Annotated in this window: 23 protein-coding genes and 2 pseudogenes; 16 read left to right on the forward strand and 9 right to left on the reverse strand. The window is 60.4% G+C overall.

Features of this window, described 5'->3' with window-relative positions; all coding sequences use genetic code 11:
• The 3 genes from AACY19_RS24790 to AACY19_RS24800 all read left to right on the forward strand — a co-directional run.
• Window positions 1-181: hypothetical protein (locus AACY19_RS24790; RefSeq protein ID WP_339454202.1), on the forward strand; the 181-nt coding region annotated here is incomplete at its 5' end.
• 202 nt (window positions 182-383) lie between these two features.
• Window positions 384-1,271, forward strand: coding sequence for a threonine/homoserine exporter RhtA (rhtA, locus tag AACY19_RS24795; protein ID WP_339454203.1), 888 nt, complete (start codon window positions 384-386; stop codon window positions 1,269-1,271).
• A gap of 168 nt (window positions 1,272-1,439) precedes the next feature.
• Window positions 1,440-1,721, forward strand: coding sequence for a hypothetical protein (locus AACY19_RS24800; RefSeq protein WP_339454204.1), 282 nt, complete (start codon window positions 1,440-1,442; stop codon window positions 1,719-1,721).
• 8 nt (window positions 1,722-1,729) lie between these two features.
• On the opposite strand, the gene AACY19_RS24805 is transcribed toward AACY19_RS24800, so the two are convergent.
• Window positions 1,730-2,299 carry a TetR/AcrR family transcriptional regulator gene (locus AACY19_RS24805; protein ID WP_339454205.1) on the reverse strand — a complete coding sequence of 190 codons (570 nt, stop codon included), beginning with the start codon at window positions 2,297-2,299 and terminating at the stop codon, window positions 1,730-1,732.
• Window positions 2,300-2,390: 91 nt separating this feature from the next.
• Here AACY19_RS24805 and AACY19_RS24810 point away from each other — a divergent pair, with 91 nt between their 5' ends.
• Both AACY19_RS24810 and AACY19_RS24815 read left to right on the forward strand, forming a co-directional pair.
• Window positions 2,391-3,119 (forward strand): SDR family oxidoreductase, encoded by a 729-nt coding sequence (locus tag AACY19_RS24810; protein ID WP_339454206.1) that lies wholly within the window; start codon window positions 2,391-2,393, stop codon window positions 3,117-3,119.
• Between the two features lie 36 nt (window positions 3,120-3,155).
• Window positions 3,156-3,746, forward strand: a complete 591-nt coding sequence (locus AACY19_RS24815) for a 2-hydroxychromene-2-carboxylate isomerase (protein WP_339454207.1) — start codon at window positions 3,156-3,158, stop codon at window positions 3,744-3,746.
• 59 nt (window positions 3,747-3,805) lie between these two features.
• Here the strand turns inward: AACY19_RS24815 and AACY19_RS24820 are convergent, their stop codons facing one another.
• The 5 genes from AACY19_RS24820 to AACY19_RS24840 form a co-directional block, all read right to left on the reverse strand.
• Window positions 3,806-5,614 carry an aminopeptidase P family protein gene (locus AACY19_RS24820; protein ID WP_339454208.1) on the reverse strand — a complete coding sequence of 603 codons (1,809 nt, stop codon included), beginning with the start codon at window positions 5,612-5,614 and terminating at the stop codon, window positions 3,806-3,808.
• Between the two features lie 57 nt (window positions 5,615-5,671).
• Entirely contained in the window at window positions 5,672-6,838 is a 1,167-nt protein-coding gene (locus AACY19_RS24825) for an aminotransferase class V-fold PLP-dependent enzyme (RefSeq protein ID WP_339454209.1), read from the reverse strand.
• A 205-nt stretch (window positions 6,839-7,043) separates the two neighbouring features.
• Window positions 7,044-7,658, reverse strand: coding sequence for a LysE family translocator (locus tag AACY19_RS24830; RefSeq protein ID WP_339454210.1), 615 nt, complete (start codon window positions 7,656-7,658; stop codon window positions 7,044-7,046).
• 100 nt (window positions 7,659-7,758) lie between these two features.
• Window positions 7,759-8,028, reverse strand: a complete 270-nt coding sequence (locus tag AACY19_RS24835) for a hypothetical protein (RefSeq protein WP_339454211.1) — start codon at window positions 8,026-8,028, stop codon at window positions 7,759-7,761.
• 169 nt (window positions 8,029-8,197) lie between these two features.
• On the reverse strand, window positions 8,198-8,551 hold the full coding sequence (locus AACY19_RS24840) for an antibiotic biosynthesis monooxygenase (protein WP_339454212.1): 354 nt from the start codon (window positions 8,549-8,551) through the stop codon (window positions 8,198-8,200).
• 93 nt (window positions 8,552-8,644) lie between these two features.
• Here AACY19_RS24840 and soxR point away from each other — a divergent pair, with 93 nt between their 5' ends.
• The 11 genes and pseudogenes from soxR (at window position 8,645) to AACY19_RS24895 (ending at window position 16,487) form a co-directional block, all read left to right on the forward strand.
• Entirely contained in the window at window positions 8,645-9,097 is a 453-nt protein-coding gene (gene soxR, locus AACY19_RS24845) for a redox-sensitive transcriptional activator SoxR (protein WP_339454213.1), read from the forward strand.
• 101 nt (window positions 9,098-9,198) lie between these two features.
• Window positions 9,199-9,654: a VOC family protein gene (locus AACY19_RS24850; protein ID WP_339454214.1), complete on the forward strand. Its 456-nt coding sequence runs from the start codon at window positions 9,199-9,201 to the stop codon at window positions 9,652-9,654.
• Between the two features lie 216 nt (window positions 9,655-9,870).
• Window positions 9,871-10,062, forward strand: a pseudogene (locus tag AACY19_RS24855) (alpha/beta fold hydrolase); the annotation flags it as partial.
• A 179-nt stretch (window positions 10,063-10,241) separates the two neighbouring features.
• On the forward strand, window positions 10,242-11,441 hold the full coding sequence (locus AACY19_RS24860) for a PepSY-associated TM helix domain-containing protein (protein ID WP_339454215.1): 1,200 nt from the start codon (window positions 10,242-10,244) through the stop codon (window positions 11,439-11,441).
• The gene (locus AACY19_RS24865; protein ID WP_339454216.1) at window positions 11,438-11,980 is read left to right on the forward strand and encodes a thiamine pyrophosphate-binding protein; all 543 of its coding nucleotides are present in this window, start codon (window positions 11,438-11,440) and stop codon (window positions 11,978-11,980) included. Before AACY19_RS24860 ends, AACY19_RS24865 begins: the two co-directional genes overlap by 4 nt.
• A complete protein-coding gene (locus AACY19_RS24870; protein ID WP_339454217.1) occupies window positions 11,977-12,315 on the forward strand; it encodes a hypothetical protein in 339 nt (112 codons plus the stop codon). The genes AACY19_RS24865 and AACY19_RS24870 overlap by 4 nt, the downstream gene beginning before the upstream one ends.
• Window positions 12,312-12,887, forward strand: coding sequence for a DUF6162 family protein (locus AACY19_RS24875; RefSeq protein WP_339454218.1), 576 nt, complete (start codon window positions 12,312-12,314; stop codon window positions 12,885-12,887). The genes AACY19_RS24870 and AACY19_RS24875 overlap by 4 nt, the downstream gene beginning before the upstream one ends.
• Window positions 12,888-12,922: 35 nt before the next feature.
• Complete coding sequence (locus tag AACY19_RS24880; protein WP_339454219.1) at window positions 12,923-13,852, forward strand: metal ABC transporter substrate-binding protein; 930 nt, start codon at window positions 12,923-12,925, stop codon at window positions 13,850-13,852.
• 73 nt (window positions 13,853-13,925) lie between these two features.
• Window positions 13,926-14,682 (forward strand): annotated as a pseudogene (locus AACY19_RS24885) (metal ABC transporter ATP-binding protein).
• A complete protein-coding gene (locus tag AACY19_RS24890; protein WP_339454221.1) occupies window positions 14,682-15,581 on the forward strand; it encodes a metal ABC transporter permease in 900 nt (299 codons plus the stop codon). Before AACY19_RS24885 ends, AACY19_RS24890 begins: the two are co-directional and overlap by 1 nt.
• Entirely contained in the window at window positions 15,582-16,487 is a 906-nt protein-coding gene (locus AACY19_RS24895) for a metal ABC transporter substrate-binding protein (protein ID WP_339454222.1), read from the forward strand.
• 132 nt (window positions 16,488-16,619) lie between these two features.
• Here AACY19_RS24895 and AACY19_RS24900 read toward each other — a convergent pair whose 3' ends face one another.
• The 3 genes from AACY19_RS24900 to AACY19_RS24910 all read right to left on the reverse strand — a co-directional run bounded on the left by AACY19_RS24900 (window position 16,620) and on the right by AACY19_RS24910 (window position 18,968).
• Window positions 16,620-16,844: an MbtH family protein gene (locus AACY19_RS24900; protein WP_007917715.1), complete on the reverse strand. Its 225-nt coding sequence runs from the start codon at window positions 16,842-16,844 to the stop codon at window positions 16,620-16,622.
• Window positions 16,845-16,926: 82 nt separating this feature from the next.
• Window positions 16,927-18,339 carry an aspartate aminotransferase family protein gene (locus AACY19_RS24905; protein ID WP_339454223.1) on the reverse strand — a complete coding sequence of 471 codons (1,413 nt, stop codon included), beginning with the start codon at window positions 18,337-18,339 and terminating at the stop codon, window positions 16,927-16,929.
• Window positions 18,340-18,482: 143 nt separating this feature from the next.
• Window positions 18,483-18,968, reverse strand: coding sequence for a GNAT family N-acetyltransferase (locus tag AACY19_RS24910; RefSeq protein ID WP_339454224.1), 486 nt, complete (start codon window positions 18,966-18,968; stop codon window positions 18,483-18,485).
• Window positions 18,969-19,077 lie beyond the last annotated feature (109 nt).

The following is a 19,077-nucleotide window of genomic DNA, read 5'->3' on the forward strand; positions in this document are numbered from 1 at the left end:
ATTATTTTCAGAAGTTTTCGAAGAATTCTTCAACAACTTCAACCACTTGCGCTTCCGATCTCTCGTCAGCGGGAGGCGAATTCTACAGCGTTACACGCTGCTGTCAACACCTCTTTTTCAACTTCCTCTCGACTTCGATGAACTGAAGCAACCTGCTGCCGAAACCTACATAACTCATTGAATCTCAAGGAGTTTTCCGTTTCGACTGCGCCGGAAGTGGGGCGAATTATAGACATCTGAAATCTGCCGTCAACCCTTTTTTCCGTATACCTGAAAACCAATAGAAAAAGCCGCCTATATATAGACGCCACCCAAGCTTATGCGCAGTATATTGCTCAACACCAACAACAATACGCTGTTTTTACCCTGGACGATGCCCCGCAATGAATGACCAACCCCGCTCTCTCGCCTCCATGCTGTTTCCGGTTGGCCTGCTTTTAATCGCCATGGCGTCCATTCAATCAGGGGCCTCTCTTGCGAAAAGCATGTTCCCTATTGTCGGCGCTCAAGGAACGACTACCCTGCGGCTAATCTTCGCCAGCGTGATCATGCTGCTTATATTGCGTCCGTGGCGCGCCAGACTGACAGCGAAGTCACTGCGCACCGTAATCGTTTACGGAATGGCGCTGGGCGGGATGAATTTCCTCTTTTATATGTCACTGCGTACCGTTCCTCTGGGAATCGCCGTGGCTCTGGAGTTTACCGGGCCATTGGCCGTCGCTATCTATTCATCCCGTCGCGCCATCGACTTCCTCTGGATTGCCTTGGCCGCAGCCGGCCTGATGTTGCTGATTCCCACGGGCGCTACGACTGCCGGGATCGATCTGGTGGGCGCCGGCTATGCACTCGGCGCTGGTGCCTGCTGGGCGTTGTACATTTTGTTCGGGCAGAAGGCGGGTGCTGACAACGGTGTGACAACTGCGGCTCTGGGCGTGATGATCGCCGCCCTGTTCGTAGCCCCCATCGGCATTGTTCATGCCGGCGCAGCATTGTTGACCCCTACACTCATTCCAATCGCCATTGGCGTCGCGATTCTGTCCACCGCCCTGCCCTATACCCTTGAAATGGTCGCCCTCACCCGCATGCCTGCCCGCACGTTTGGCACACTGATGAGCATCGAACCGGCATTTGGCGCATTGTCGGGTCTGCTTTTCCTGCAGGAATACCTCTCGCTGTCACAATGGTTGGCGATCATGTGCATTATTCTGGCTTCCGTCGGGGCAACCATGACGATGGGCAGCGCGGCCAAGCCCGCCATTGCGGCGGATTGAGTCAGGATGCGACGAGGGTCTGGCAATTGGTTCTGATTTAGGCCATGTTTAGACCCCGCAACCTATCGCCACGTATGGAATTTTCGCAAAGGGATATCAGCACGCTTCAAGCGCGAGTGAAACAGGCAGACCCGAGCATCAGACTCGAGGCGGCAATTAAGGACGGTAATGAAACGAATTTTGATACTGATCGCCGTACTGGCGATCGCGGGCTGTGCTGCGACCTCCGAAACCCAGGTCAAACGCGGTAAAAAGGGGTTGCATATCAACTGTTCAGGCCTCTCGTCCTCTTGGGACAAGTGCTACACCCGAGCCGCCAATTCGTGCGCACCCAAGGGTTACAAAGTCATTGCCAAATCCGGGGACAGCGTCGAGGAGCCAGGTGATTATCCGTTTGGACTGAACCCCGCCGGCTATACCAGCCGCAGCATGATTGTCATCTGCAAGTAGTCTGCGCGCTATTCGGCTCGCGTAACGGCGAGCTGTCGCGCAATCTCCTCACGACTGGATTTCAAGACCGTGCGCTGGACGTCCGGCGTAGCCAGCATCCGCGCCACCACCAGAGCTCCCACGCACTGGGAAAGTATCGCCCACGCCAGGCTTTCGCTGTCGAGTATCTGCGCCCAGCTCTGTTGAAGGCGACAGATCCAGACTTGCGCCTGCTCACGCACCACAACATCCGAACGGGCAATCTCCGCGCCCAGCGTCGGCAAGGCACACCCGGATTCCGGTTGCTCGACATGGGCCATGCTCAAATACTGTTTGAGGCAGCGCTGCAGTCGCTCACGATCCTCACTTCCTTGCCCGCCGAGTCGCTCCAGACTCTGGCAAAGCTCACGTTCGACGATGGCAGAAAACAGCGCGTCCTTTGAAGAAAAGTGGCTGTAGAACGCGGCACCACTCAGGCCTATGGACTTCATCAGACCATCCACCCCGACCGTCGAGAACCCGAATTTCTTGGCCGACAGAGAACTGCTCTGCAGCAATCGCTCACGAGTCTCCAGCTTGTGGCCGGCCGAATAACGCATACGGATACCCCTTGATTGACTGCCTTGACGTGCTGGAAATCCTAGCATAACGTTCGTTAACTAAACGATCGTTCACTAAAGGGTGTCACCCATGAATAACAATAAGGTCGTACTGGTGGTAGGTGCTGGCGATGCAACGGGTGGCGCCATTGCCAAACGTTTCGCCAGCGAAGGGTTTACCGCCTGCGTCACCCGACGCAGCGCCGACAAACTGCAGCCGCTTGTGGATGCAATCAATGCTCAAGGTGGCGAGGCCCACGGGTTTGCTTGCGATGCGCGCAAGGAAGAAGACGTCATAGCTCTGATTGAAGATATCGAAACACGCGTCGGCCCGATTGAGGCGTTCGTCTTCAACATCGGTGCCAACGTGCCCTGCAGCATCCTTGAAGAAACCGCGCGCAAATATTTCAAGATCTGGGAAATGGCCTGCTTCTCGGGTTTTCTCAATGCCCGCGAAGTGGCCAAGCGCATGGTTACCCGACAGCGCGGGACCATTCTGTTCACCGGGGCCACGGCCGGCCTGCGCGGCGCATCGGGGTTTGCCGCATTCGCCGGCGCCAAACACGGCATCCGCGCCCTGGCACAAAGCATGGCCCGCGAGCTTGGGCCAATGAATATCCACGTCGCCCATGTCGTGGTTGATGGCGCCATCGACACAGACTTCATTCGCACCACTTTTCCCGAGAAGTACGCCAGCAAAGATCAGGACGGGATTCTCAATCCCGAGCACATCGCCGAAAACTATTGGTATCTGCACAGCCAGCCAAGGGACGCATGGACCTTTGAACTCGATCTGCGCCCGTGGAACGAACGCTGGTAAGCCCCTTCCCATCACAATAAACAGTGAGGCGCGAGCATGAGCAAAACCGTCGAGTTCTACTTTGACCTGGGCAGCCCCGCAACCTACCTGGCGTACACCCAGTTGCCAGACATCTGCGCCGAGACCGGCAGCGAACTGATCTACATTCCGATGTTGCTCGGTGGCGTGTTCAAGGCAACCGGCAACGCATCACCGGCGATGATCCCGGCCAAGGGCCGCTACATGTTTCAGGATCTGGACCGCTACGCCAAACGCTATGGCGTCCCCCTGAAGTTCAACCCGCACTTTCCGATCAACACACTGATGCTGATGCGCGCTGTCACCGGTATGCAATTGCATCACCCTGAGCGGTTCCAGCGGTTTATCGATTGCCTGTTCAAGGCGCTGTGGGTCGACGGTCGCCCTCTTGATGAGCCAGCCACGGTCGCCGCCGTGTTGATCGAGCAGGGTTTTGACCCGAATGAAGTATTGGCGCTGAGCAATGACGAGGTCGTCAAAGCCAAACTCAAGGAAAACACCGAAAAGGCCGTTAAACGCGGCGTTTTCGGCGCACCGAGCATGTTTGTCGAAGGGCAATTGTTCTTCGGTCAGGATCGACTCGATTTCGTCGAGCAAGCATTGCGCTAAAACTCGATCCCCTCGCCCTGAATGGCTGTACAACTGAGCCATTCAGGGGCGGCTTCAGATCAGATGGCCGCTGTACGCGTCTCAAGCCATTTCAGCGCGTCACCTTCAAGCAACGGGCTCAGACGCTCGCGCACTTCAGCGTGGTAAGCGTTGAACCACTGCTTCTCTTCCTCACTCAACAGCGACGGCACAAGGCAGCGCGTGTCGATCGGGCACAGGGTCAGGGTTTCGAACTTGAGAAACTCGCCAAACTCACTGCTGCCGGCCTCACGGTTCATTGCCAGGTTTTCGATGCGCACCCCCCAACGGCCCGGACGGTAAGTGCCCGGTTCGATAGAGGTGATCATCCCTGCCTGCATGGCCGTTTGCGGTGCTGGCGCAGCCTGGTAGGCGATCACTTGCGGGCCCTCGTGAACGTTGAGGAAATACCCCACGCCATGCCCGGTGCCGTGGCCGTAATCGACATTCTCGGCCCAGATCGGCGCGCGAGCGATGGCGTCGAGCAGCGGCGACAGAATGCCTTTTGGAAACTGCGCCCGCGACAGCGCGATCACGCCTTTCAACACGCGGGTGCAATCGTGTTTCTGCTCTTGCGTCGGCGTACCGACCGGGACCATGCGCGTGATGTCCGTGGTGCCGCCCAGGTACTGACCACCGGAGTCGATCAGCAACAGACCGTCGCCTTCGATCACCGCATGTTCTTCTTCGGTAGCGTGGTAATGCGGCATCGCGCCATTGGCATTGAACGCGGCAATGGTGTTGAAACTCAGCGACACATAGTCCGGTCGACGCTCGCGGGCAGCGGTGAGTTTCTCGTCGATGGTCAGCTCGGTGATGCGCTCGCGCCCCCAGGCCGATTCCAGCCAGGCGAAAAACTCGCACAACGCCGCGCCATCCTGCTCCATCGCTTTGCGGATGTGCTGCGCGTCGGCCTCACTTTTCTGCGATTTGGCCAATGTGGTCGGATTGAGGCCTTCGACCAGTTTCACACCGCTGTCGAGGTTGTCGAGCAAACCGCTGGTCACCCGCGCAGGGTCGACCAGCAGGCTCGCGCCACTCGGCACGGTGCGCAAAGCATCGGCGACTTCGCTGTAGTCACGCAGCGTCACGCCGTCCTTCTCCAGCACGGAACGCAAGTCGGCATCGACCTTGCTCAGCGCCACGAACAGCGTGGCTTGCTGTTGACTGATCAACGCAAACGAAACAAACACCGGGTTGAACGAGACGTCGCCGCCACGCAGGTTAAACAACCAGGCGATATCGTCGAGGGTGGCGATGAAGTGCCAGTCAGCGCCGCGTTCCTGCAAGGTGTCGCGCAGCCTGGCGAGTTTCTCGCCACGGCTGACGGTGGCTTGCGGCGGCAGATGCTGATAGATCGGTGCATTCGGCAGACCCGGGCGATCACGCCAGACTTCCTGCAACAGATCGATATCGGTGCGCAGACGGGCGCCGCGCGCTTCAAGCTTGCTGCTCAGGGTGCGCGCCGAGGCCACGGCCATCACGGCACCGTCGACCGCCACTACGCCACCTTCCGGTGTCTGCTCGGCCAGCCAATCCAGCGGGCTCGGCTGGCCCGGTTGCAGCTTGACCAGTTCGATGCCGCTGCCCTTGAGCTCCTTGGTCGCCTGTTCCCAGTAACGACTGTCAGCCCAGATACCGGCGAAATCAGTGGTGACAATCAAAGTGCCGACCGAACCGTGGAAACCCGACAACCATTGCCGACCCTGCCAGTAGCCCGGCAAATATTCCGACAAGTGTGGGTCTGCGGACGGCACCAGCAACGCGTGAATGCCTTCGCGGCGCATCACTTCACGGGTCTGCGCCAGGCGCTGGGGCACCGATCCTTCGGTCAAGGTCTGGTTACTCATCATGTCTCCTGCAAATCACTTCTTCGTTATTGTTCGTGGCCGTTAAGTCCGGCTCGTTTAAAGCCCTGTCGCCCAGAATGCCGGAGCACTGGCGCAGGCGGTCTTGATCAGTTCGCAAGCCTTGTCGATATCTTCGGCGGTGGTGAAGCGGCCGAGGCTCAGGCGAATGGTGCGACCCGCCAAATGTGCATCGTGACCCAAGGCCAGGAGCACGTGAGACGGTGCGTTGCTTGCGGAATTACAGGCTGAGGTCGCGGAAAACGCGATCGAATGGCTCAACGCGGCGCTGTTGAATTCGCCTTCGCTGAAGGTCAGGCTCAAGGTGTGCGGAATGCGTTGACTGACGCTGCCATTCAGGCGCACGCCCGGCAGGCTCAACAGTTGTTCGAGCAGACGCTCGCGCAACGCGACAATCGAACCCTTCTCGTCATCAAACGCAGCAGCCGCCAAGGCGAACGCTGCGCCCATCCCGGCAATCTGGTGCGTCGCCAATGTCCCGGAGCGCAAACCACCTTCATGACCGCCGCCGTGAATTTGCGCCTGCAAACGCTGCTGTGCCCCTGGGCCGACATACAACGCGCCGATGCCCTTGGGGCCGTAGAGTTTGTGTGCCGAGAACGACATCAGATCGACCGGCAATTGCGCCAGATCGATTGCCACTTTGCCGGCGCCCTGCGCCGCATCGACGTGAAACAGCGCCCTGCGATTGCGCACGACGTCGCCAATCGCCTGAATATCGTTGACCGTGCCGAGTTCGTTGTTGACCAGCATCAACGACACCAGAAACGTATCCTCGCGCATGGCTTCACTGACCGCCTGCGGCGTGATCAGCCCGTCAGCGTCCGGCACCAGATAGGTCACGGCGGTGCCGGCGTCCTGCAATTGCCGGGCGGTATCGAGGATGGCCTTGTGTTCGATCTGACTGGTGATGATATGCCCGCCGGGCACGCCGCGCCCCTGCGCCACGCCTTTGAGGGCGAGGTTGTTGGACTCGGTGGCACCGGAGGTCCAGACGATTTGCCCGGCTTGCGCGCCGACCAGTTCGGCAACTTGCCGCCGGGCCTGCTCGACCGTGTGCCGGGCCTGCTGGCCGAAGGCGTGGGAGCTGGAAGCCGGGTTGCCGAAATTACCGTGGAACCCAAGACACTCGATCATCACCTGGATCACCCGCTCGTCTACCGGGGTGGTGGCGGCGTAATCGAAATACAACGGACGTGTGTTCATAAAAGACTCGCAGAGCGTGTTCCGGGATCAGGAAGCTCGTGTCCGCAAACGGCACAACGCAGCCTTGTGAGCTGCGTGCCGGTTCGAGAGCGTCATCAATACCTGATCGGATGCCGTTAAAGAAGAACAACTTCGTTAAAAGTGCGTAGGAACGCTCCTGAAAGTCGAGCTTAACAGGCATCGGGGCGGCGGTTGAAGCAATGCGTCAGCTAAAGCTTTCGAGAAGTAACGGGTACAGCGACAGCACCAGTAGCGCAGCCATGCCCCAATTGAATACGCGCAGCCAGCGGCGATCCTTCAGCACGTTGCGCAACAGAGTGCCGCACGCCGCCCAGACACCGACGCTCGGCAGGTTGATGATGGCGAACACTGCCGCAATCACCACGACATTGGTGAAGTAACCCTGCATCGGCGTGTAAGTGCTGATGGCGCCGATGGCCATGATCCACGCTTTCGGATTGACCCACTGAAACGCCGCAGCGCCCAGAAAGCTGATCGGTTTGGCCTCGCCTTCAACGTTGTCGCCGACAGGCCCGGAGTGGGCAATTTTCCACGCCAGATAGAGCAGATACGCCGCGCCGACATAACGCAGAACCGTATAGAGGATTGGATACGTCTGGAACACCGCGCCCAGGCCAAACCCTACCGCCATCACCAGGACGAAGAAGCCGCAGGTGATACCGAGCATATGCGCAATGGTGCGGTTAAAACCGAAGTTCACGCCCGATGCCAGCAACATGGTGTTGTTCGGCCCCGGTGTGATCGAGGTAACGAGGGCAAACAGGGCAAAGCCCAGCAGCAGGTCCAGCGAGAGGGTCATGGGAGGCTATCCATCAGGTCATTCAGGTGTTGACCCTATCCCACGCCGCCCGACAAACCCACGGACAGTTGAGTAAAACTTCAACCAGTACAGTTTTATTTCAGCTAGGACGACCGTGCAGCTGTACGGCACGTTCGGCGCTCATTTCACCTTGCTTGTCGAAACCGAATGTCTTCTGTGGCTGGCCGAGCAACCGGGCTTTCTTCGCGTGGTACTCGTCGAAAGACAAACCGCTGCGATTCAACGCCTCCATCGCCAGTTCGCGGGATTCTTCGGCACTGTAGGGGCGCAGCTCCGGAGACACATGGCCGGCACAACCGGCGAGTACGGAAACAGCGAGCATCAGCGAAACAGTCAGTAAATGATTCATGGGAGCGTCCTGGCGAGCAATGTGGGGTCGATGGGGAAAGGCTACGCCCCGCCGCGCTCGTGCAGAAATCAACGCGTTCAATAGTGGCTATCAAGATTTGCGCACATATATCCGGGCCTGGCCGGCCGGAGGATGACCAGGCTCACCGGGCGGTTTGGCGAAACGAGATCTAGCCAAACAGATGGCAGTGCAACGCATCGTCATGACTACGGGCGATGCTGCTCAGCACCTGAAACGAATTGAAGGTGATGGTCTTCGCCTGATGAGCGTGGATCAATTGCCAAAAATTTTCTTCACCAGTCTCAAAACGGCGGAATGCCGCCTCCCCCGCCTCGCGGCTCTGCCATTGCAGAAAACTCAGCACCCGCCGGCCATCGTCGCTGGCCTGCACGCTGGCGCTGACGAATCCGGCATAGCGTTGGGCCAACTGTTCAGTCTGCACCACCAGTGCCGAGACCAGTGCCGGTTGCTGGCGTGGTTCGATTTCAAATTCGATCAATTGCGTAAAGCTGCGGTTGTTCATGGAAAGCCCCCACTCATCGTCAGACGAGCCTTGCGAGTCGAAGGCCTGCAGGGTAAAACCTCTAGTTAAGTCAAGGTCAAGAGCATTTTTGCAATGATCAGCAAGGAACAACTGCACAAGCAGCTCACCGTCGGCGAGGTCGCCGCACGCAGCGGGGTGGCCGTCACCGCCCTGCACTTCTACGAGTCCAAGGGCTTGATCAAGAGCCAGCGCAATGCCGGTAATCAACGGCGCTACCCGCGCGAAGTGCTGCGCCGAGTGGCGTTGATCAAAGTCGCGCAGCGTCTGGGAATTCCCTTGGCCGAGATTGGCGAGGCGCTGAGAATACTGCCGCAGGATCGCGCACCGTCGGCGGCGGACTGGAAGATTCTGTCCGAGCAATGGCGCCGAGAACTGGATGAGCGCATCGCGCAATTGACCTTGCTGCGCGACCGGCTCAACGGATGCATTGGCTGCGGTTGCCTGTCGATGGAGGCCTGCCCGCTGCGTAATCAGGGCGATGTGCTGGGTGAACAGGGACCAGGGGCGCATTTTCTCAAGCAATGACTGCTCGTCGGGGGAAAATCCTGCCTGCCTGGACAGTTCTATAGTCAATCTTCCACCGCCAGTGGAGCACTCATCACAGAACAACAAACAGGGAGAACGTCATGAGCGTCAAACCCATTCCCGAGGGGTATCACAGCATTACCCCGTATCTCGGTATCCAGAAGGCCGCCGAGGCCATCGACTTCTACAAAAAGGCTTTTGGTGCGACTGAAGTCATGCGCCTGTCCATGCCCGACGGCGGCATCGGCCATGCGGAGCTGCGCATTGGTGACAGCGCGATCATGCTCGGTTCGCCTTGCGATCAGGGACCGCTGAGCAGCCCAGGCACCGCGGTGTCGGTCGGTTTGCATCTGTATGTGACCGATGTCGACAAATCGTTTCAACGTGCACTGGATGCCGGGGCAACCACGGTGTCGGAGGTCAAGGATCAGTTTTACGGTGACCGCAGCGGGACGTTGAAGGACCCGTATGGGCATCTTTGGTTTCTGGCGTCGCGCAAGGAAGATTTGACTGAAGAGCAGATCAGGCAACGGGCGATGGAAATGTTTCAAGGTTGAGTTGTCCGGTGTCCGGACTGGCGTCTTCGCGGGCAAGCCCGCTCTCACAGTGATGTGTGATGTGGCCTGTAAAGGGGTCACGCTACAGGTCTGCGTGGGAGCGGGCTTGTCCGCGATGGGGCAGGCACTGATCCTGCAAACACTTCATGAACCCGCCCCGAACGCCGGACAATTTCAGGGTGACTCCAACAAGAACCCTGAAAAAAGATCCGTCCCTGGCACAGGATTGCCGCCCCCCCTGGCCGAGCACTTCACCGTGGTCACTGCCGACCTGCGCGGTTTCGGTGACAGTGGCCGCCCGCCGACGAACAGCACCGCAATCATTCAAAACCTGCAATGACCCGGCACGGCGTCGAATTGATGCAGTCGCTGGGCTTCGAGCAGTTTTCGATCCTCGCCCATGACCGAGTCATCGGGGAATTGCGAAACATTTACTTTCATATCGCCTTTCGGGATTTGCCGTGCTCATCCGTCCTATAGAGATGCAGGCCGTTCGCGTAGGCAACAGCCACGAACGGCTTTTCGGGGATACCGTGCTGCGAAGCCCGTAGCCACGTGCCCTTTCACCGAATACAAGACGCGCAATCATGTCGAAGAAATCCCGCTCCAAACTGTGGTTCCTGGTGCATAGCTGGCTCGCGTTACCGATCTGGTTCTTTGTCCTGATCGTCTGCGTCACCGGCACCCTGGCGGTGGTCAGCCAGGAAATCGTCTGGCTGGCCAATCCGCAAATGCGCGCCAGCCAGCCGTCGGACGATGCGCCACGCCTCGGTTATGAGGAGATCATCACGGCGATCAAGGCCGCAGAGCCGCAAGCACTGGTTCAACGCATCAGCCGTCCGGACGAATCGCATTTCGCTCTGGATGTCACCCTCAGCTACCCCGACGGGCGCTCGCTGGTCACCTACGTCAACCCGTACACGGGCGTGATCCAGGGTACGGCGCCGGAATTCAATTTCCAGGCTTTCACCCGTGCCTTGCATGGCTGGTGGCTGGTGCCGTTCACCAATGGCTACAGCTGGGGCTGGTACCTGGTATCGGCGCTGAGCCTGCCGCTGCTGGCGTCGCTGATCACCGGCCTGGTGGTGTACAAGCGTTTCTGGAAAGGATTTTTCAACCCGACCCTGCGCCTTCGGCACGGTGCACGTATTTTCTGGGGTGATTTCCACCGTCTGAGCGGTATCTGGTCGATCTGGTTCATCGCGGTCATCTCCATCACCAGCACCTGGTTCCTGATTGAAGCGGTGCTGTCCGATAACCACATTTCGATTTCCAGCGAGGCGATCATCCCGGCCATGGCGCGCGACAGCGTGCCGTTGACCGCCGATGGCCTGCCGCCGGCGAGGCTCAGTCTTGATCGCGCGATCGAAATCGCCCAGCAAAAGATTCCCGGGCTCGAGGCCAGCGTCATCAACATGCCCTTCAATGCCTACAGCCACCTCGATATCCGTGGCCGTGGCTGGTATCCCTTGATGTTCCAGAGCGCAACGCTCAATCCGTTCAACGGTGATCTGGCGTCCTCCCGCGTGCTGTCCGATCGCACGTCACTGGAGTTCGTCACCGAATCCATGCGTCCGCTGCACACCGGCGATTTCGGGGGGCTGTGGATCAAGCTCATCTGGTTCTTCTTCGGCCTGCTGCTGAGCATGATGGTGCTCAGTGGCTTGTTGATCTGGACCAAACGCACCGCGCTGGCCACCGCCAACGCACTGAAGCGTGAAGACAAGAAAAACCGCTTCAAGGCGCACCCGGCGGTCAGCCGTGAAACGTCGGAGGTCAGCCCGTGAGCAAGATCAACACCGCCCCACAGCCTTCGCGACTGAGCCTGTTCTGGCACAAGTGGCGCTTTCACATAAACGTACTGCTGTTGCTGATCCCGCTGGGCTTCATGCCGAAGTATTTTTCCGACGTTGCGTTGTTTCGCGGCGACAGCGGACTTGGCGAGCGAGAAGTCGGCGAGATCCAGGTCGGCCCGTGGAGCCTGCGTCTGGCTGAACTGCGCAATGAAGCGCCGCGCGCCGATGGTCCGGCCGGCTACTTGAAAGCGTTCAGCGCCGCCCTGTGCGACGCCTGCGTCGAACCGGTCAAGGCCACTTACCTGCGCATCGGCAAGCCACGCAGCCTGCGCGCTGCCGGGGTGATCTTCTTTGGCACGCCGTATCGCATGGGCACGCAATTGCCAATCCCGGAAAAAACCAAAGCCGATGCCGAACTGTGGATCACCATGGAAGGCTGGGACGGCAGCATGCATCAGGCCTCGATTCCCCTGAGCCAGGCCTCCCCCGCGACCATCGCCTGGCTGAACCAACAAGGAGCCAAACCATGACCCGCTCTCAACCTTCCCGCCTGTGCCTGAGCGCCGCGTTGCTGGTGCTGAGCGCCGGTTTCAGTGCCAGCGCTCTGGCGCACAACCCGATGTGCGAGTGCAAAGCCATTGACGCCGAACAGATCAAATGCACCGGCGGTTTCTCCGATGGCAGCGGCGCGCCGGGCGTGACCCTCGACGTGATTGGCTACGACGAAACGATTCTGGTGCCGGGCAAACTCGGCAGCGATTCGACCCTGACATTCAAGAAACCCGGTGCCGAATTCTATGTGCTGTTCGACGCGGGCCCCGGCCACGTCGTGGAAATCGACCAAGCGGACATCGAGGCCCCATGAGTACCCCCACCCACCAAGTCGTCCGCCCGGCCGGTGCCGGCCATGAAACCCTCAACGTCCTGCTGCTGTGCCTGTTGATCCTGGCGCTTGCCGGTTCAGTGGTGGCATGGCGCGGGGTGTCCCATGAACCGGAACCGGTGGCCACCCACCAGCTCGACGCCCGCCGCGACCTCAGCGCCGCCGAGCAAGGCATCTATGCCGATCTGCGGGTGACCCTCGACGAAATCCGCCTGCTGCGCGAAGAACAGGCAACCCTGCCGACGCCGCAGAATCTCGCAGACGAAGGCTTTGCGCCGTTTGCCCAGGATGTCAGCTCGGTCAGCCGTGGCGGCCATGAATGGCAACTGCTCGCGGGCACCGCGTATTTCGGCCACAGCCAGGCGCCCGCCGTGGCCGGTTCGTTCGTGATGCTGCTGAGCACCGACAACAGCGCCGCGCCGGACATCTGGCTCAACCGCGATACCGGCGTGCAAGCCCCGACGCAGTTGACTGACACCGCCCTGTCCGCCGCCGGCTGGAAACAGATCGTCGCGCAATACGATGCCGGGGTCACCCGCGAACATCGTCATTGATTCCTCGCCCCTATCCGAGAGAAGACCGCTCGCCCATGTCTATTTCATCGTCTCGCCGTCCGTTGCTACGTTTGTTCCTGCTAGGCCTGTGCGCCTGCCTGCTGAGCCCGCTGGCCAGTGCCGATCCGGCCAAACGCCTGCGCATCGGCATCACCCTGCACCCTTATTACAGCTACGTGGCGAATATCGTCGGCGACAAGGCCGAGGTCGTGCCGCTGATCCCCGCCGGTTTCAATCCGCACGCCTACGAGCCTCGCGCCGAAGACATCAAGCGCATCAGCGGGCTCGACGTGATCGTGCTCAACGGTGTCGGTCATGACGACTTCGCCGACCGCATGATCGCCGCCAGCGAAACGCCGAACATCAAGACCATCGAAGCCAACGAAAACGTGCCGCTGCTGGCCGCCACCGGTGTCGCCGCGCGCGGTGCCGGCAAAGTGGTCAACCCGCACACGTTCCTGTCGATTAGCGCGTCGATTGCCCAGGTCAACAACATCGCCCGTGAACTGGGCAAGCTCGACCCGGACAATGCCAAGGCCTACACGCAAAATGCCCGCGCCTATGGCAAACGCCTGCGGCAGATGCGCGCCGACGCCCTGGCCAAACTGACCGAGGCGCCGAACGCCGAATTGCGCGTTGCCACGGTGCACGCCGCTTATGACTACTTGCTGCGCGAATTCGGCCTGGAAGTGACCGCTGTGGTCGAACCCGCCCACGGTATCGAGCCGAGTCCGAGCCAGTTGAAGAAAACCATCGACCAATTGCGCGAACTGGATGTGAAGGTGATCTTCTCGGAGATGGATTTCCCCTCCACTTACGTCGAAACCATCCAGCGTGAGTCGGGTGTGAAGCTCTACCCGCTGTCGCACATTTCCTACGGCGAATACACCGCCGACAAGTACGAAAAGGAAATGACCGGCAACCTCAACACGGTGGTGCGGGCGATTCAGGAGTCGGGCGCATGACCTCCAAGGAAACGATTTCGAACGAGGCGGGAGCGAGCCTGCTCGCGAAAGCGCCGGATCAGCCAACGTCTGTATTGAATGTCCCACCGCAGTCGCGAGCAGGCTCGCTCCCACAAGTCTGCGGGCCGACTCTGGATTTTGCGCAAGTGTCTCTGACGCTCGGTCGCACGACGATTCTGGACAAGGTCACTTTTCAGGTATTGCCCGGGCATGTACACGCGCTGGTCGGCCCCAACGGCGGCGGCAAGAGTTCGCTGATCAAAACCTTGCTCGGGCAGATGCCGCATCAGGGCCAGCTCAGCCTGCAATGGCCCGGCGAGCCCGGCACCATCGGTTATGTGCCGCAGGCACTGGAATTCGACCGTGGCCTGCCGATGACAGTCGACGATTTCATGGCTGCGATGTGTCAGCGCCGCCCGGCATTTCTCGGCCTGAGCAAACACTACGCCGGCGCCATCGGCGACGCACTGGAACGGGTCGGCATGCAGAACAAGCGCAAGCGCCGCATGGGCGCGTTGTCCGGTGGTGAACGGCAGCGAGTATTGCTCGCACAGGGCCTGATCCCGGCACCGCAACTGCTGGTGCTGGATGAACCGATGTCGGCCCTTGATGAAGCCGGGATTCAAGTGTTCGAGCGGCTGCTCGGCGACTGGCGCGCCGCCGGCATCACCGTGCTCTGGATCGAGCACGATCTGGAAGCAGTCGGGCGTCTGGCCGACCGCGTCACCGGGCTCAACCGTCGCGTGCTGTTTGACGCGGCGCCGCAACAGGCGTTGACCCCTGAACGCTTGCTGACCCTGTTTTCGACCCATCCACGGAGCGCTGCCTGATGAGTTACGAAGCCTTTCGTTTGATGGTCCAGGGCTGGGCGTCCGCAGGTTACCTGCCGGAAGCGCTGGCCTATGGTTTTGTAGTCAATGCCCTGCTCGCGGGGCTGCTGATCGGCCCGGTGCTGGGCGGTCTCGGCACGCTGGTGGTGGTCAAGCGCTTCGCATTTTTCTCCGAAGCGGTCGGCCACGCGGCGCTGACCGGCGTGGCCATCGGCATTCTGCTCGGCGAACCCTACACCGGCCCATACGGCAGCCTGTTCGGCTACTGCCTGTTGTTTGGCATTCTGCTCAACTACTTGCGCAATCGCACCGGGCTGGCGCCGGATACGTTGATCGGCGTGTTCCTCTCGGTGTCGCTGGCATTGGGCGCAAGCCTGCTGCTGATTCTGGCAGGCAAGATCAACGTGCACATTCTCGAAAACGTGCTGTTCGGCTCGGTGCTGACCGTCAACGGCAATGATCTGGCGGTACTCGCCATCGTCGGTTCGCTGGTCATGGCGCTCGCGCTGCCGCTGTACAACCGCATCATGCTCGCCAGTTTCAACCCGCAACTGGCAGCGGTGCGCGGCGTGGCGGTGAAGACCCTGGATTACCTGTTCGTGATTCTGGTGACGCTGATCACCGTTGCGGCAGTAAAAGTCATCGGCGCGATTCTGGTCGGTGCGCTGCTGGTGATTCCTGCGGCAGCGGCGCGTTTGCTCAGTCAGTCGCTGAAGGGTTTTTTCTGGTGCTCGGTTTTGATTGCCACCGTCAGCACCCTGTGCGGGATTCTCGCGCCGATTGTGTTCGATCTGCCGATTCCGTCCGGCGCCGCGATCATTCTGGTTGCCGGTATTGCCTTCGCCCTCGCCGCCATCGCGCGCGGTGTCGTCCCCAGCCTGAAAGGGAATCTTGGATAAATGCTCTCTTCATTGCGAAAACTGACCCTGGCGATGGCCCTGTGTGGCGTGGTTTCCACGCCGCTGATGGCCACCGAAAGCGCCAAACCGTTGCGCGTCCTGGCGTCCTTGCCGATCACCTATGGCCTGGGTGAAGTGCTGCTCAAGGGCACCGACGTCAAGCTGGAACGCGCCGCCCCGGCAAATCTGCCGGGCAGCCGCCAGAGCGCGTACTTCACCGGGCGTGGCGCACCGGCACTGAGCAAACTGGCGGCCGATGCCGACGCAGTGATCGGCGTGCGCTCGCTGTGGCCGGACGATCAGCTGTACCCGATTGCCCGTCGCAGCAACATTCGCATCGTTGAAGTCGACGCTGCGCGCCCGGTCGATGGCGCCCTGCCCGGGATTGCCGTGCAACCGGAACTGAAGATCGATGGCCTGAACAGTCAGCCGTGGCTGGCGAGTAACAACATGGGGCGCATGGCCGACGTGATGGCCGCGGACCTTGTACGTCTGGCACCCGCCGCGAAGCCGAAAATCGAAGCAAACCTGGCGGCGTTGAAACAACGTTTGCTCAAACTCAGTGCCGACAGCGAGAAACGCCTGGCCCGCGCTGACAACCTGAGCGTGATGAGCCTGAGCGATCACTTCGGTTACCTGATCGGCAGCCTCAACCTCGAACTGATCGGGCAAGACCCGCGTCCGGACGCCGAGTGGACGCCAGACGATCTGAAACAACTGACGGCAACGCTCAAGGACAATGACGTGGCTCTGGTGCTGCATCATCGCCAGCCGTCGGAAGCGGTGAAAGCGGCGATTGCCGGGTCGGGCAGTCATCTGCTGGTGCTGAGCACCGATGCGGCGGACCCGGTGGCGGAGCTGGAAGGGAATGTTGATTTGCTGCTCAAAGGTCTGAGCGGGGCTTAACTTCAGCCGACACCGCGTTATCGCTCATCGCTGGCAAGCCAGCGATGAGGACCTGAGAGGCAACACAAACTCCAGCCATAAAAAAACCCGCTGACTGTCACCAGTCCAGCGGGTTTTTTCTTGCCCGGCCGCTTATTGCGCGGCGGCCTGGGCTTCCATCTTCTGGCGCAGGCTCAGCGGACGCATGTCGGTCCAGACTTCTTCGATATAGGCCAGGCATTCCTTTTTCAGGCCACTCTTGCCCACGGTGCGCCAGCCTTCTGGCACGGCTTTGTAATCCGGCCAGATCGAGTACTGCTCTTCGTGGTTGACCACGACCTGAAAGAGGATGTCCTCGCGGTCGAATACTGACGTCATGCTGGTTCTCCATCGCTGTAAGGTGGGCTGCACGACGGGTGCAGCCGGGTATGTAGTAAGAACGTTCGGCGCGGCGAAAAATTTACAGCCGGGCAGTGGCCCCGGCCAGCGCACGGCCAAAAATCTCGGCGACACGGTCGATTTCAGCGGCCGTGATCACCAGCGGCGGCAGGAAACGCACCACCGCGCCATGACGACCGCCCAGTTCCAGAATCAGACCACGCTTGAGGCACTCGCGCTGAACCAGCGGTGCCAGACGGGCGAATGCCGGCGGATGACCCAGAGCATCCGCTGCGCCATTCGGATCGACCAGTTCGACCCCCAGCATCAGGCCGCGCCCACGGATGTCACCCAATTGCGCAAAGTCGCGCTGCAGGATGCGCAGGTGCTCGCTCAGGCGCTCGCCCATTGCCGTGGCGTGTTCGCAGACCTTGTGCTCGACCAGATAACGCATCACCGCAGATCCGGCGGCCATCGCCATCTGGTTGCCACGGAAAGTGCCGGCGTGCGCGCCAGGCTGCCAGGTGTCGAGCCAGTCTCGGTAAACCACCACCGCCAGCGGCAGGCTGCCGCCGATGGCCTTGGACAACACCACGACGTCCGGCGTGATGCCAGCATGTTCAAAGGCAAACATCTTGCCGGTACGGGCAAACCCGCTCTGGATTTCGTCGATGATCAGCGCGACACCGGCCTTCTCGGTGATCCGGCGCAAACCGCGCAGCCACTCGATGTCCGCCGGGATCACCCCGCCCTCGCCCTGCACCGCTTCGACGATCACCGCCGCCGGCAGTTGCACGCCAGCCTCAGGATCGTTGAGCAGGTTGTCCAGGTAGCTGAGGTTCGCTTTCACCCCGGCGGCACCACCGAGCCCGAACGGGCAGCGATAGTCATACGGGAACGGCATGAACTGCACGCCATTGCTGAGCAACGCACCCAGCGGCTTTTTCGGCCCCAGACTGCCCATCAGGCTCAATGCACCTTGACTCATGCCGTGATAACCGCCGGAAAACGACAGCACGGTACTGCGCCCGGTCGCCGTGCGCACCAGCTTCAGCGCCGCTTCCACGGCGTCGGTGCCGGTCGGGCCGCAGAACTGGATCTTCGCCTGCGCCGCCAGCGCCGGTGGCAGCAGACCGAACAGGTCCTGCACGAACTGATCCTTGACCGGCGTGGTCAGGTCGAGGGTGTGCAGCGGCAATTCATCGGCGAGCACCTGCTGGATCGCTTCGATCACCACCGGATGGTTGTGTCCCAGCGCCAGCGTACCGGCACCGGCCAGGCAATCGATGAAGGTGCGCCCTTCCACGTCTTCGACATACAGACCCTTGGCACGCTTGAGTGCCAGCGGAATGCGCCGAGGATAACTGCGTGCATTGGATTCCTGCTGATTCTGACGGGCCAGCAGCGGCGACTCATTGAACTGGTACAAGGTTTCCGCCGGCGCCGAGCTGACCCGGGCCGACGACTCTTCGATAAGGCTGGTGGCGACTGACATCTCTCGACCCCTCAATTCGCTATGGATAGTGACCAAAACAGCACACCAGACAGGTGCGCGTTCCGGTCGCGGAGCGCACATGCAGGTTTTCCTGTTCTGGAAACGCTTAAGCAGGTCGAGGATTTAGACCCTTGATCGAGTTGTCAGCCGGCAAGCGTCAGGGGCTTGTGCATGGGAATGGTTCTGAGGCCTTGCCGCATCAGGGCCGGCGCCGATTCGCGGTATCCCAGGTGGCGATAAAACGCTTTGCTGCCAACGGTGCTGTTGAGCCTGGCATCCGCTGTGCGACGTATCCGCAACCAGCCTTCGAGATCCGCCATCAGAGCCCGCCCGGCCCCTCGGCGAAACCATTCCGGTTGCACATGGCAGAAGCTGACCTCGCCATGGGTCAATGCCATCGCGACACCCACCGGCTTGTCCTGCAGCAGCGCTATGTTCAGGTAATGGTGCGGATCGGCCAGCCAGCCGTTGATGCGGTCTGCTGAATGCTGGCGGACCCAGGTATTGACGAGGTGCGGATCATTGCGGTGATCGAGCGCGCAACCGACGCGGATCGAACGTTCGATGATCCGGCTGATAATGCCGGCGTCGGCGGGTGTGGCGGCGTAGATGTAGATCGGTGCTTCCATGGCGCTGTTCCCTCAATCCGTTGAGTCAAGGCAGCGCAGACGATAACGCCAGTGCGGGCGGATAGCGAACATCGAGAAGTTACATTTGATGTGCCACGACACCGCCCGC

The sequence above is a fragment of the Pseudomonas sp. EA_5y_Pfl2_R50 genome (genome assembly GCF_963970475.1).
Taxonomy (GTDB): domain Bacteria; phylum Pseudomonadota; class Gammaproteobacteria; order Pseudomonadales; family Pseudomonadaceae; genus Aquipseudomonas.

What these genes read in the sequence shown, in the direction of transcription:
- AACY19_RS24840 (WP_339454212.1), bottom strand. Translation starts at nt 8,551, where the DNA reads ATGAACAACCGCAGCTTTACGCAATTGATCGAATTTGAAATCGAACCA.
- AACY19_RS24875 (WP_339454218.1), top strand. Translation starts at nt 12,312, where the DNA reads ATGAGTACCCCCACCCACCAAGTCGTCCGCCCGGCCGGTGCCGGCCAT.
- rhtA (WP_339454203.1), top strand. Translation starts at nt 384, where the DNA reads ATGAATGACCAACCCCGCTCTCTCGCCTCCATGCTGTTTCCGGTTGGC.
- AACY19_RS24850 (WP_339454214.1), top strand. Translation starts at nt 9,199, where the DNA reads ATGAGCGTCAAACCCATTCCCGAGGGGTATCACAGCATTACCCCGTAT.
- AACY19_RS24830 (WP_339454210.1), bottom strand. Translation starts at nt 7,658, where the DNA reads ATGACCCTCTCGCTGGACCTGCTGCTGGGCTTTGCCCTGTTTGCCCTC.
- soxR (WP_339454213.1), top strand. Translation starts at nt 8,645, where the DNA reads ATGATCAGCAAGGAACAACTGCACAAGCAGCTCACCGTCGGCGAGGTC.
- AACY19_RS24860 (WP_339454215.1), top strand. Translation starts at nt 10,242, where the DNA reads ATGTCGAAGAAATCCCGCTCCAAACTGTGGTTCCTGGTGCATAGCTGG.
- AACY19_RS24800 (WP_339454204.1), top strand. Translation starts at nt 1,440, where the DNA reads ATGAAACGAATTTTGATACTGATCGCCGTACTGGCGATCGCGGGCTGT.
- AACY19_RS24835 (WP_339454211.1), bottom strand. Translation starts at nt 8,028, where the DNA reads ATGAATCATTTACTGACTGTTTCGCTGATGCTCGCTGTTTCCGTACTC.
- AACY19_RS24805 (WP_339454205.1), bottom strand. Translation starts at nt 2,299, where the DNA reads ATGCGTTATTCGGCCGGCCACAAGCTGGAGACTCGTGAGCGATTGCTG.
- AACY19_RS24880 (WP_339454219.1), top strand. Translation starts at nt 12,923, where the DNA reads ATGTCTATTTCATCGTCTCGCCGTCCGTTGCTACGTTTGTTCCTGCTA.
- AACY19_RS24910 (WP_339454224.1), bottom strand. Translation starts at nt 18,968, where the DNA reads ATGGAAGCACCGATCTACATCTACGCCGCCACACCCGCCGACGCCGGC.
- AACY19_RS24900 (WP_007917715.1), bottom strand. Translation starts at nt 16,844, where the DNA reads ATGACGTCAGTATTCGACCGCGAGGACATCCTCTTTCAGGTCGTGGTC.
- AACY19_RS24815 (WP_339454207.1), top strand. Translation starts at nt 3,156, where the DNA reads ATGAGCAAAACCGTCGAGTTCTACTTTGACCTGGGCAGCCCCGCAACC.
- AACY19_RS24905 (WP_339454223.1), bottom strand. Translation starts at nt 18,339, where the DNA reads ATGTCAGTCGCCACCAGCCTTATCGAAGAGTCGTCGGCCCGGGTCAGC.
- AACY19_RS24825 (WP_339454209.1), bottom strand. Translation starts at nt 6,838, where the DNA reads ATGAACACACGTCCGTTGTATTTCGATTACGCCGCCACCACCCCGGTA.
- AACY19_RS24895 (WP_339454222.1), top strand. Translation starts at nt 15,582, where the DNA reads ATGCTCTCTTCATTGCGAAAACTGACCCTGGCGATGGCCCTGTGTGGC.
- AACY19_RS24810 (WP_339454206.1), top strand. Translation starts at nt 2,391, where the DNA reads ATGAATAACAATAAGGTCGTACTGGTGGTAGGTGCTGGCGATGCAACG.
- AACY19_RS24820 (WP_339454208.1), bottom strand. Translation starts at nt 5,614, where the DNA reads ATGAGTAACCAGACCTTGACCGAAGGATCGGTGCCCCAGCGCCTGGCG.
- AACY19_RS24870 (WP_339454217.1), top strand. Translation starts at nt 11,977, where the DNA reads ATGACCCGCTCTCAACCTTCCCGCCTGTGCCTGAGCGCCGCGTTGCTG.
- AACY19_RS24890 (WP_339454221.1), top strand. Translation starts at nt 14,682, where the DNA reads ATGAGTTACGAAGCCTTTCGTTTGATGGTCCAGGGCTGGGCGTCCGCA.